Origin of the sequence: Luteimonas lutimaris, from assembly GCF_039537065.1 — a bacterium.
Lineage (GTDB): Bacteria > Pseudomonadota > Gammaproteobacteria > Xanthomonadales > Xanthomonadaceae > Luteimonas > Luteimonas lutimaris.
The window spans coordinates 34,282-46,118 of record NZ_BAAAZU010000010.1; the positions used below are offsets into that span (position 1 = coordinate 34,282).

Annotated in this window: 13 protein-coding genes; 6 read left to right on the forward strand and 7 right to left on the reverse strand. The window is 67.4% G+C overall.

Annotation, left to right across the window (positions count from 1 at the left end; genetic code table 11):
- Positions 1 to 28 precede the first annotated feature (28 nt).
- The 6 genes from ABD679_RS09545 to ABD679_RS09570 all read left to right on the forward strand — a co-directional run bounded on the left by ABD679_RS09545 (position 29) and on the right by ABD679_RS09570 (position 3,541).
- Entirely contained in the window at positions 29 to 187 is a 159-nt protein-coding gene (locus tag ABD679_RS09545; protein ID WP_344759749.1) for a hypothetical protein, read from the forward strand.
- Complete coding sequence (locus tag ABD679_RS09550) at positions 184 to 690, forward strand: hypothetical protein (protein WP_344759750.1); 507 nt, start codon at positions 184 to 186, stop codon at positions 688 to 690. Before ABD679_RS09545 ends, ABD679_RS09550 begins: the two co-directional genes overlap by 4 nt.
- Positions 691 to 709: 19 nt before the next feature.
- Positions 710 to 1,606, forward strand: coding sequence for a ParB/RepB/Spo0J family partition protein (locus ABD679_RS09555; RefSeq protein WP_344759751.1), 897 nt, complete (start codon positions 710 to 712; stop codon positions 1,604 to 1,606).
- A gap of 192 nt (positions 1,607 to 1,798) precedes the next feature.
- Positions 1,799 to 2,320 (forward strand): hypothetical protein, encoded by a 522-nt coding sequence (locus ABD679_RS09560; RefSeq protein ID WP_344759752.1) that lies wholly within the window; start codon positions 1,799 to 1,801, stop codon positions 2,318 to 2,320.
- A 271-nt stretch (positions 2,321 to 2,591) separates the two neighbouring features.
- Entirely contained in the window at positions 2,592 to 2,948 is a 357-nt protein-coding gene (queD, locus tag ABD679_RS09565) for a 6-carboxytetrahydropterin synthase QueD (RefSeq protein ID WP_344759753.1), read from the forward strand.
- A gap of 194 nt (positions 2,949 to 3,142) precedes the next feature.
- Positions 3,143 to 3,541, forward strand: a complete 399-nt coding sequence (locus ABD679_RS09570; protein WP_344759754.1) for a phasin family protein — start codon at positions 3,143 to 3,145, stop codon at positions 3,539 to 3,541.
- Positions 3,542 to 3,742: 201 nt separating this feature from the next.
- On the opposite strand, the gene ABD679_RS09575 is transcribed toward ABD679_RS09570, so the two are convergent.
- The 7 genes from ABD679_RS09575 to ABD679_RS09605 all read right to left on the reverse strand — a co-directional run bounded on the left by ABD679_RS09575 (position 3,743) and on the right by ABD679_RS09605 (position 11,696).
- Positions 3,743 to 4,390: a DUF2799 domain-containing protein gene (locus tag ABD679_RS09575; RefSeq protein WP_344759755.1), complete on the reverse strand. Its 648-nt coding sequence runs from the start codon at positions 4,388 to 4,390 to the stop codon at positions 3,743 to 3,745.
- Complete coding sequence (locus tag ABD679_RS09580; protein WP_344759756.1) at positions 4,387 to 5,310, reverse strand: hypothetical protein; 924 nt, start codon at positions 5,308 to 5,310, stop codon at positions 4,387 to 4,389. Before ABD679_RS09580 ends, ABD679_RS09575 begins: the two co-directional genes overlap by 4 nt.
- Positions 5,288 to 5,560, reverse strand: a complete 273-nt coding sequence (locus ABD679_RS09585; RefSeq protein ID WP_344759757.1) for a hypothetical protein — start codon at positions 5,558 to 5,560, stop codon at positions 5,288 to 5,290. The genes ABD679_RS09580 and ABD679_RS09585 overlap by 23 nt, the downstream gene beginning before the upstream one ends.
- Positions 5,561 to 5,617: 57 nt before the next feature.
- The gene (locus tag ABD679_RS09590) at positions 5,618 to 6,640 is read right to left on the reverse strand and encodes a hypothetical protein (RefSeq protein ID WP_344759758.1); all 1,023 of its coding nucleotides are present in this window, start codon (positions 6,638 to 6,640) and stop codon (positions 5,618 to 5,620) included.
- 3 nt (positions 6,641 to 6,643) lie between these two features.
- Positions 6,644 to 7,918, reverse strand: coding sequence for a Yip1 family protein (locus ABD679_RS09595; protein WP_344759759.1), 1,275 nt, complete (start codon positions 7,916 to 7,918; stop codon positions 6,644 to 6,646).
- Positions 7,919 to 8,333: 415 nt separating this feature from the next.
- Positions 8,334 to 10,973, reverse strand: a complete 2,640-nt coding sequence (locus tag ABD679_RS09600) for a YadA-like family protein (protein WP_344759760.1) — start codon at positions 10,971 to 10,973, stop codon at positions 8,334 to 8,336.
- A 141-nt stretch (positions 10,974 to 11,114) separates the two neighbouring features.
- The gene (locus ABD679_RS09605) at positions 11,115 to 11,696 is read right to left on the reverse strand and encodes a hypothetical protein (protein ID WP_344759761.1); all 582 of its coding nucleotides are present in this window, start codon (positions 11,694 to 11,696) and stop codon (positions 11,115 to 11,117) included.
- Positions 11,697 to 11,837: the final 141 nt, after the last annotated feature.

Below are 11,837 nucleotides of genomic sequence, written 5' to 3' on the forward strand. Positions count from 1 at the left end.
ACGCCAAGCGAGCGGCAAGGGGGCAGGCGTGACCCCGACAGAGCGCGAGGCGCTGCGCTACGCGGCGCACTGGATCGTGACGCGCTTTCCGGAGCGTCGAGACCAGACCGAAGTCGAGACCACGCGCGGGCTTTATGCGCGATGGCTGGCGACGGAAATGGAAAGAGCAGCGGAGGGGGAGGCATGACCCGCAGCGAGGCGAACAAACAAAAACACGCGCGGGACCGATTCCACGAATCCGCACAACGGGCGCTTGCCCTAGGCGTGGGACCGTGGGAGTTGGCGGCGATGATAGGGACCGCATGGCAAGACACAACGCCGCGGAGATCATGGCGCGAGGTGCATAGCGCGTGCATGGCCGATGATCGCCCGGAGGGACACCAGATGACACCAGAGGAAACCGAGGTGTACACCGCGGTGTGTCTGGGGGACTACCTAGGGGCCGGAACCGAGGAAATGCTCGCACTGTTCCGTGCGTTCCGTGCCGGCGTGCGGCCGGTGATATGGATGCCGGACGAAGAACGCAGCGGAGGCGTAGATGGCTCCCCCTTCACCGGCCACGACGTGGAGAGAATCGCGCGCAGCGCCTACCAGCGAATACAGGGCAGGATGCTGACGCTTTCCGAAGTTGAGCGAATCGCAGCGGATGAAACCGGGTTCGAGCTTTGCGAGGCGAGCGCCGCCGCTTGACCCTTTCAAGGAGGCAACGATGCAGATGAAGGCGTGTCCGCTGTCACTGGAATGGTGGCAGACCACCGCGGCCACCACGGTTCCACTAGGGGAGCTTAAGGAGGACCCGAGGTTGCAACCGAGGGCACCCGAGGCTATCCCCGTGCGAGACCGCATCACGTACCGGGAAAGGAGTGCAGCGCATGTACTAGAGCTTACGACCGCGTTGCAGATAGCGACCACGCTAGCGCCCCTTTTGGTGGCCGAAGTGGACGGCGTGTTGTACGTGGTCGACGGTCACCATCGACTAGCCGCATACCGGAGAGCAAGCAGGACAGAGGCACCCGTGCGCGTGGCGAAGATGACGATGGCCGAAGCTATCGCGGCATCGAAGCTAGTGAATTGTGGACAGGCCACGTTGCAGGTCCACAACGAGCAGAAACGGGAAATGGCGTGGCAATGGCTGGCCGAAGTGACGCAGCGCGGGGCGCATCCCTACCTGCCACCGGGGGTTTCCCTTAGGGACGTTGAGGCGTACTTCGGGCACGGCGTGTCGAAAGACACCATCCAGAACATGCTCCGACAGGTCGCGCACGTCCAGCCGGACGAGTACAGCGACGCAGCCAAGGACCCGGGCACCGGCTGGCCCCGCTGGCGTTACGTCCGGGGACCCAAGGGAGGCTATGGCATGGGGAACGCAGACCAGCAGCGAGAGAAGCGGATCAGCAAGGCCGCAGAGAGAACCGGCAAGTTCCTTAAGGGACTTGTGGAGACCTTGGGTCCCGAGGGGGCCGCCGAGGTGTTCCGGAGGGTCGAGAGGGAATGGCACGACGACATGGGGGACCGGGAAGCGGTCGCCCAATCCGCCGCGGCCATCCTTGCCCACGAGCAGGCATTAGCCCGCGAAGCCGCGGACACCAGCGCCGCAGAGTTCTAAGCCCTGTCCAGAATAGGGGTCCCCAAGTGGACAGTTGTCCAAGTTGGACACCCGGGGGGCTTAAGGGGCCCTAGGGGGGATCAAGGGGTTCCCCCTGTCTGAAATAGGGGTCCCCAAGTAGACAGAGGCTGTCTAGTTTAGACGCCCCGGGGACCCCTTCCCGACACCACACCACCACCAGAGGACCACCAGATGGACACCGAAAGCGAGCCGCGGGATTCCCCCGGGGTTCCCCTGACCGATGCCGTGCAGGCCGAGGTCGACCGCTACTTTAGGCGTAGCGAGAAACACGCCCGGGCGAACGCCAAGCGCAAGCCTAAGACAGCCGAGCAGAAGGCCCGGGAGGCGCTACGGCTACGGCTCCTGAGGCTGGGGAAGAAGATCGAAGCACTGGCCGAACAGGTCGAGCAGCAGCAGACCAACCGGAGCGGGGGGCTCCACTGGACGTGGAGCGTAATGAAGCCCCCGGCAGACAACAGCGACCTAAGGAGCCAGTCGGCAGAGCGGCCCGGGTTGCTGGATAGCTGGGAACGAGCCGAGCGAGAGGCCGCGGCGGGGTGTGAGTTGTCGCAGGCGTTTGTCGCCGACTTCGGCCCGATGCTGCGACTTGCCCTAGAGCTACGGCACGAACGGCCACCGGAGAGGGACCCCGACTACTCCCCGCCCGGAGACGGGGAGCGCGCCGAATACTGGCGACAGCGTTACAGCCGGTGAGGGAAGTCGAGGATCAAGCGACAGTGAGCCGACACCCAAGGTATACCCAGAAGTGGCCCAACAGGTCACCCCGGGGGAACCGTTGCCGACAGGGAACCATGCGCTACAGTATGTGCTACATCACGTGCTACATTTCGCCCCTACCGAGGTCCGTAACCGTCTGATTGGCTTAGGCGACGCATAGCCACCGCGTTTCCACCCATAGCCACCACGCGCAGCCACATAACCCCGCGGATCTGCGGGGTTTTTTGTTTCCGGCGCCCGGAGTCCCATGGACATCTTCAAGACCTTCACCATCGAGGCCGCGCACCGGCTGCCAAACGTGCCACCGGGGCACAAGTGCGCGCGGCTGCACGGGCATTCGTTCGTGGTCGAGCTGCACGTGTCCGGCGAACCCGGCGCGGACAGCGGCTGGGTGATGGACTTCGGCGACATCAAGGCCGCCTTCCGGCCGCTGTACGAGCAGCTGGACCACCACTACCTCAACGAGGTCGAGGGGCTGGAGAACCCGACCAGCGAGCGGCTGGCCGCCTGGATATGGGAGCGGCTCCGGCCCGCCCTGCCGCAGCTGTCCGAGGTCGTGGTGCGCGAAACCTGCACTTCCGGCTGTCGCTACCGCGGCCCGTAACGGCTGGAGCCGCCGGCACGGCACGCCAGCGTCCCGCGTGTGACGTACCCGCAGTCGTCCATTCCCGCGCCAAGCCCCTGATTCGATTGGAGCTGAACGGCCGGAACGGGTATGTTGCATCGCAACAAATCCCGGGTTATGCTGCATCGCACAAATACCGGCAATCCCTGCCGGACATCTAGCAGGAACCCGCCATGTACCAGGATTTCAACGAGCAGTTCGCCACCGCGTCGCGCCAGTTCGCCGACACCGCCGCCCAGGTCAACCGCCTGGCCCTCGAGAACGCCGAGAAGGTGTTCGGCCTGCAGCTGGCCACGTTCGAAGAGAACGCCAACGCCGCTTTCGCCTTCTGGGGCGAGATCGCCGAGGCCCGCGATTTCGACGGCCTGAAGGCCGTGTGGCCGAAGGGCGTGCAGGTTGCGCGCGAGAACGTCGAGCGCACCGTCAGCACCGGCCAGGAAGTGTTCGGCCGCACCCTGAAGACCAACGAAGCCATCGCCCAGATCGCCAAGGCCCAGGTCGAATCGGCCAGCGCCAAGGTCCAGGCCAAGGCCGAGGAAGCCGTCAAGGGCGCCGCCAAGGCCCGCAAGTAATTCCAGCTTCAATCGGCCGGGCGACCGGCCACGCGGTCTCTCTCCCGCGTCCGAAACCCGGCAACGCAAGTTGCCGGGTTTTTTTGTGCCTGGGCCGGCGGGCGCCGGCACCAGGTGCGGCCCTTGGGCGAGCGCGGGGCGACGGGAACCGCTTCGGCCGCCGCAAGCGCCATGCGGCCGGACAGAGCCGGCCCCCGGGTGTCACCAGCGATAGCGCTGCGACAGCATGTGGCGCAGCCTTGCCACGTGGTCGGCCGCGGCACGTTCGCGGTGCGCGGCAGCATCGCGCTGCCGGTGCGCCCGCTTGAGGTCGCCGTGCAGATGGTCGCGGTTGCGCTGGAGCGAGTTGCGCGCCTCCTTGTCCAGGCCGCCTGCAGCCAGCCGTTCACCGATGTCGTCGAGCTCGTCCTCCATGTCGTCGATGCGGCGGTCGAGCTCGCGCAGCTCCGACCGCACGTCTTCATGGTGCTCGGTGGCGGCGTGCACGCGCAGGCCGTCGTCGTACCCGGCCAGGAATCCGTCGGCAAGCCCCGGCGGGCAGACGCCGTGGTACTTGCGTCCCAGCCGCCCGGCTTCGAACCCGCGGTACGGGGTGCAGTAGGCGTCGAGCCCGCGCTCGCGGGCAGCGAAGTAACGCTCGCGGTCAGGATGTACGCCGTACGCCGTGCATGCCCGCTCATGGTCGGACAGGCGCGATGGCGGATGGCCGGCCGCGCCATCCTGATAGCCGACGCCCGCCCAATCGCCGGTCAGGCAATCCCCTTGGCTCATGCTCGCGCAGCCGGTCAACCCCAGGCCGAGCATTGCGATGGCGAGGGTGCGCGCCGCCCGGCCCGCGCTGCGGCTCATTGCGCCCCGCGCATCAGGTCGGCCATGTCGACCTGCTGGTAGCCATCGGGGAGGTCGAACCGGCCGTCTGCCACCGCGCCCGGTTGCAGGTCGTAGAACTCGGTGATGGTGTACGCGGGCATGATGCCACCGCCACTGGCGAGCGCCTCCCGGTTCACCATCACCACGCGCACCGGCGCGCCGTCACCCACGTCCATCTGCCCCAGCGGATTGATCGCCTGCCAGATATCGAAGATCGGACCGACCTGTCGCTCCAGGTCCTTCGACAGCCAGACGGTGGCGACGTTGTCGTCCATGAACTCGAAACGATGTCCGATGGCGTGGAAGCCGCGGATCTCGCGTTCCCCGACCTTCTCCACATCGAGGTCCATCGGAGCGCTCCCCTCTCCGCGCACCGCGGCCGCCCCTGCCCTCTTCGCCGGGTCCATGGTCATGATCATGCTGTTCTCGGGGTCCACCACGTACGCGGCCACCTGCCTGCCATCGAGCACCGTGTACGACGCTTCACCCTCGTTCTGCAGACGGCCCATGCGCCCGTCGATCTCCAGGGTCGACCTGTGGATGCTGTCGGCCTGGATCGCGCCGCCGTGGACGGCGTCGATGACCTTGTCTGACGAGAGCGCCAGGACCGTCGCCAGGTCATTGCTGCCTGCCACCGAGCGGATCGCGTCGGGACCCAGCGAGATGATCACCTGTTGCAGGGTGCCTTCGAAGTTCGCGGCTGCCGCACGCTCCGTTTCCCCGCCCGCCTGCGACAACCGCGATGGTGACTGCGCAAGACTGCCCGCGGCCGCTTCCGCCGCCTGTTGTGCGCCGGTGTCGCCCGGCACGCCGTCGGCGGCGCCGCCGCCGCAACCGGCGAGCAGGCCGCCGGCCAGCAGCGCGGGAACCAGTGCGTCAATGCGCAGGATGCCAAGCACCTTCGTTCTCATCAGCTGAATCTCCCTTTTCAAAACGTGCAGGTATCGAGCAGTCCAGCAGCCCATCGAGCTTGCCCGGGTCCGGCTTGCCGGACATGGCGTCGAACATGCCCCTCATGACCTCATGCGCCTTTTGCATCATCTCGGGCCGCCCTCGCAGTGGCGATCCCGGCATCAGGCCCACTGCCAGCGTCACGAGCCTCCGGGACGAGAGCCGTACGGCGAACCGGCTGTCGTGGCTGATCGTCACGGAATGCTCCTCGCACGGGTGCGCCGGGTAACGCGACGACTCGAAGGCGGAGCACGTCTATTGCCCACGCGGGTGCGCCACGTCGAAACGCTGCCATTCCACGCTGCCGGGAACTTCCAGGCGCCGGATCCAGCGCTCGGACAGCGCATCGTCCATCAACGAGGTCAGGTGCATCAGCGCGCGCGAATTGCGCTCCTGGCCGGCGATGCCGAAGTCGATGGCCACGACCATCTCGGGGTGCTCGAGCGTGGCCGCCTCATGCAGTTCGTCGTAATCGCCCGCGGCAATGCCGAACAGTTCCTGGGCGATGCGGACGGGTGTGGCAATGGCGAATTCCGGCTGCCCAGGTGGTGTCATCGCGTCCCGATAGACCGCCGGCGCGGTCGCGGGTGCGGGAATGGATTCGAACCGGCCCGGCTCGAACCCGGCGCCGTCCATTGCAAGGCAGGGCAACTTTTCCAGGCAGGTCGCGCGCGATGCTTCGACCGGCTCCACCACGCGGCGGCTGGCGGCAACCACGGCGGCGCGCTGGCCCATCAGGCCGGTGGTGACCAGGCGCCAGCTGACGTGCGGCAGTTCCAGCTCCGGTCCGGGCGGTGCGGCGTACTCGCCGTACGTCTCCACGTTCATCCGGTGCAGGCCCGGCGCGAGGTTGTAACGGGTGATCTCGATGTAGGCGTGCCGGACATCGGACCAGTCGCCGTCCAGCGCGCGCTGGTGGCGGGTGATGCGGTACCGCGCGGTCTCCAGCGTTGCTTCCTGGCGGGTGAACAGCAGCATGCCGCGGGTGACCGGGTCCAGGTCGGCATCCGGAGGCAACGCGGATTGCCCGGCGCGGTCGAAGCGCCCGTACCAATCGTCGTCCAGCAGCGCGTCGACATCGAACCGCGCATACCCCGGCGCATCGACAAAGGCATCGACGCGCTGCTCCAGCTGCTGCGCCACGTCGGGCGGCAGCACCACCGCGCCTGCCGGCGGCGCAAGGGCCGCCAGCAGGAGGAACACGGCAATCGCACTTGCCGCCAGCGACAGTGGCCCCGTCGCCGCGGCGGTGACCACAGGGGATGCAGTGCCGGTCACGCCCTACTTCGCCTGCTTCTCGAGACCGCGCAGGTCCATGTCCCCGACGATGCCCTTGAGCTGCTCGAAGCGCTCGACCTGCCCCTCGGCCTCGATCTGGAAGCGGTCGCCGATCATGACGGCGTACTTGCCGCGGTTCGTCCTGCCGTCCCACTTTTCCTGGATGCGCTGGCCGTTGCGCAGGTAGGTCTTCTCGTAACCGTGCGCGGTCTCGCTTTCCGATTCGCTGCCGAATACGCCGGCCATCGCCATCATCCCGCTCATGGCGGCCATGTCGGTCAGCTCGACGTTGACGCGCACCTTGCCGTCGGGATCGGCGTAGGTGGCCGACGCCTCGCTGATCTGCACGCCCATGCTGGCCTGTCGCTTCGACGAAATACTCTGGCGTTCCAGGCCGCCGAGGGTGTCGGGCAGGAACGCCTTGATCTGGTCGGGTGCAAGCGACTCGACCGGCTTGCCATCCTTGCTGCCGCCCAGCATCGCGCCCATCATCGCGCCCATCGCTTCTGCTTGCGATTTCGCATCGGCCGGACCACCGCCCGCGTCCGCACCGACTCCCGCCTTTGCCTTCGCTTCGCCCGCTTCGGCCGCGGCCTGCATGCGCTCGCCCAGCGCGGCGATCCTGCCCAGCCTGCTGTCCTCGTCGAAGGTGACATGGGTGCGGGCGCTGCTGCCCGCCGCCGCCCCGCCCAGGACGCCCATCGCGGTGACGCCACCCACGACCAGCGCCAGGATCCAGCTCAGGACCACGGCGATGACCACGCTGAGCGCGGTGTAGCCGGCGGCCTTCTCCGGCGGACACTTCATGGTGTGCGGCAGGCCGATGAAAAGCAGGTAGATGCTGTAGACGCCGCCCGCCAGCGCGACCAGCCAGCCCAGCCACGGCACGATGACGGCAATGCCCGCGACCCATGCCGCGGTCCACGCGTAGCCCGCCGCCTTCACGGCCTGCACCTGGTCCTTCTGTCCATCGAAGGTGGGCGCCAGCGCATTGATGACCAGCGCGACCACGTACAGCATCACCAGTCCCAGGACGTATCCCATGACCATGCCGACGATGCCTGCCGCGATCGACGTGGTGACCGTGACCCCGAACATGCCATGGCCGATCAGGCTGCCCTTGATGAAGCCGAACACCGCCGGGATGGCGGCGAGGATCATGACGTAGCCGGTGTACAGACCCTTGACCGTGGCCGGTTCGGCCGCGATCACGGGCCATTCGCTCCTGGGCGACAGCAGGATTGATTTGACGCGTTCGACGAGTTTTGCGATATCCATGACGCAGTGGCTCCCCAGTCTGGCTCTGGCGCGGAATGTGAGTGGTGCACGGTTGTCAGGTTGATCGCCGACGTTCCGGCGATCGCACGAACCATCTTCTGCTTGCGATCGGATCACGCGCGAATCGGCGCTGTTCTTCTGCCACGGAACGATCCCGATCAATCAGCGGACAACGCGCAACCGGAAGACAACAGGCCATTGCGGCGCGGGCGGCGCGGATTGCGCCGCAGCGACCCACTGGCACGCATCCACGCATGCACGGGCATATCCATGGACTTTTGCTGCCATCGGTTCCGGATGGCATCCCATCGATCATTGGCCGCGCTTGCACTGCCGCCCGCCCGGGGCGACCGGGATGAGGTTCGCTCGGGCAGGCGACAGCGCAAACGGGTAACGGCCGGACATGGACTGCCGGTCAGAGATCGATACCGATGCCGAAGCCGGCCGAGGCTTCCGAGCCGCTGAAGGCACCACCGAAGTTGACGCGCACGCGGTCGTTGAGTGCCTTCGCATAGCCGACGGCCAGCGCCGCGCGCCCATCCTGGAAGCCCACGCCCGCAGCCAGGCGCCCATTGCTGCCGGCGCCGGCACCGGCCATGGCCATCTGCATCGAGGCCGCGGTCATCGCCCCCTGCCGGCTGATGCGGTCGTCTGTGCGATAGAAACGATCTTCCACTTGCTCGCGAAACTCGCTCAGGCCCTGCTCCCAGGCCGCGACCTTTTGGTCGGTGTAGTGATTGGCCGACTGCAGCGTTGCCGCATCACCGGTGTCGGCATAGTCCTGCGCGGTCGCCAGCGTTGCAGCGTCGCCTGCATCGGCATAGTCCTGCGCGGATGCCAGCGTTGCAGCGTCCCCTGCGTCGGCATAGTCCTGTGCCGACGACAAGGTGGCGGCGTCACCGGCGTCCACGCGCGCCTGGACCTGGTCAGGGGTGATGGCGCCTGCGGCGAACACCTGGGAGTCGGTGTAGGCCTTGGCATCGGCCAACGTCGAGGCATCACCAATGTCTGCATAGTCCTGTGCGGACGTCAGGGTCGCGGCATCGCCCGCGTCCAGCTGGCCCTTGTTGACGGCATCGCTGTCGACAGTGCCATCGGCCACGTTGTGGATGGCGGTGCCGCCGGTACCGGCCAGCGTCAGGTCGCCCTGGGCCGCGTCGTCGTAGGCGACCGCGTTGGGCGTGCTTCCTCCGCCACCGGAGACGCCCGCAATGGCGGCGTCCAGCTGGCCCTTGTTGACCGCATCGGTCGCATCGATTCCATCGGCAACATGGATCAGGCGGCGATTGAGGTCGCTGCCGTAGGCGGTGCCGGTGAAATCCAGGTCACTGGCCGCGTGGCCGAAGGACACGGTATCGGCACTGCCGGCAACCGATGACGCGCCCAGCGCCACGCTGCCGTCACTGGCCGCCTGGGCATCAGCACCCAGGGCGACCGATCCTTCACCGGAGGCGTTGGCTCTCGGGCCGGTCGCGATGGCCGCTTCCCCGTCCGCCAACGCGAAGGCACCAACCGCAATGCTGAAGTCCCCGTTGGCGATGCTCTCTGAACCCAGCGCGGTACTTATTTGCCCCAGGGCCCGGCTTCGCGCGCCAAACGCACTGCTACCACCGGCGATTCCCGAGCTTGTCGCCACGCTCTCGACACCGTAGGCGCTGCTGCCAACGACATCGGCGCGACTGCCCGCACCGCTGGCGATGGTGTTGTTGGCGGTGGCCTGCGCGGCACTGCCGAAGGCGCTGCTGTTGGTGCCCGATGCCAGTACTACTTCATCGCCATCGATCATGTTGTCGCCGTCCCTGTCTACCCAGCCCCCCACGGCAGTGGCGGACTTGCCCGTAGCTTCGCTGCGGGCGCCCAACGCCGTGGAGAATTCGCCATCGGCGAGGGCGTAGGTGCCGAGTGCCGCGCTATTGGACTCAGTCGCGGAGGCCCAACTCCCGACGGCGGCACTGTACGCCCCGGTGGCCGAGCTGCTGACCCCGGCTGCCAAAGCTCCCGTGCCGCTGGCCCGGCTTAGCGAACCCAGCGCGGTCGCCCTGGCATTGAGAGCCTGCGCTCCGCTGCCAAAGGCGCTCGTCTGGGGGTTACGCGCGAACGCAATCTCGTCCGTATCGACGATGCCGTCGCCGTTGGTGTCCGTCCAGCCGCCGACCGCCGTCGCGCCATCACCATTGGCGACGCCGTGGTTGCCGATGGCAATGCCACCTGCGCCGGCTGCAGAAGCGCTGAAGCCCAGCGCCGTAGCACCGTCATCCGTGGCTTGCGCACCATGCCCGAAGGCACTGCTCTGCGATGCGGTCGCGCCTGCGCCGTGGCCCACGGCGACACTTTCGCCCTTGGCCGCGCTGTCGAAGCCGATCGCCGTGCTGTCGCCGTCGGCGATGCTGCTTACGCCCAGCGCGGTGCTGCCGCCGGTGGCGTGGGCCGGGGTGGTGTCCGAACTGTCGTCCACCGCGAAATACGGCGAGCCACCCGCGGCCGCCAGGGACGCGTTGAGCTGGGCGACATTGACCGCATCGGTGTCGTCGACGCCGGCGGCGACATGCGACAGGCGGCGGTTGAGATCGGTGGCATAGGTTCCGCCCCCGGGTTGTGCGTCACCGGCGGCGTGGCCAAAGGAGACCACCTGGTACTCATTGGCGACCGAACGGCTGCCAATGGCAACCGAGTCGGTGACGCGGGCATACGAGAAGGCGCCCAGCGCCGTGGACTGCTGGTCGGCGGCGCTGGCGCCTTCGCCGATGCCCACGCTGGCCAGGCCAGCCGCGCTGGCGGCCTGGCCGATCGCAACCGCCTCGTCGCCTGCAACGGCCCTCCTGCCGATTGCCACGGCCCACCCGCTCGCCACGGCCTCATCGCCGCAGGCCACGGCGTTGGAGCCGGCCGTGCCGGCCGGGTTGCCGGCGGTGTCGGTGCACTCCACCTTTGCGGCGTGGGCGCCGGAGGCCATGCCCAAAGCGAGCAATGCGGTGACGGCCAGCGCCAACGGGTTGCCGCGCGGCGCGACGTGCCGTCCGTTGCGGGGCTGGCGATGCGGAATGCGATTGATCATGCGGTGTTCTCCCTGGGTGATTAGTCACGTTGTCCGGCCACCTGCGGCTTGGCGCCGACGCGAGCGCGCCATGACAACGTCCTGCCCATCCAGTACCGGAAAGCGACCCGGGAGAGGACATCCGCTTTGCCCACACCTGTCCTAGCGGTGCCCTCTCTGCTCGTGCACGTCGTAGGTGATGGTGGTGGTGCCGGGCGTTTCACCGGCCTTGAAGGTCATGATGATGCCGTAGCCATCCCTGGACGCCACGACCTGGCCGACGCCTTCCTCGTTCAACGGCGTCCCGGAGACTTCGGCGCCACGCGACTTGTAGTCACCGGCAAGCGATGCCGCGACGATGTCGACGCGATCGTCCGTCTCCGCCGTCACCAGGGACTTGAGCATTGCGCCGGATCCGATCTTGAAGGCGTGCGTGACCGTGGGGGGCTCGTAGATCGGCGCGGCATCCCAGGGGTATCCCTCCGGCAAGGGCTTGGACGCCGGCCCGGGCATTTCCGAATCCGACGCGGCGGTGGCGTCGGGCCGGGCACTGTCTGCGGTGGCGACAGGCGGTGCACCTGCCGGTTCGTCCCGGCTGTCGCCGGAACAACCGACAAGAGCGCCACCGGCGATGAGGATGGCGACAACCAGCAGGGCGATCGCCGGGCTGGCGTTTTGACGTGATGGGTTCGTGGTTTTCTCCACGGACGAATTGGCGGCTTCGAGGTCGCGCTGAAACAGCATCAGGTGGACGACGTCGATGCTGCTTTCCGCACGTTGCAGGTGTGCGTTGCGGATCTCACGCGGCGTTTGGAACTGGCAGCACGCGCGGGCGCGTATCTGAGGCTGGGGTGACGCGGTCGAGGTTGGACTGCGCGAAGACGT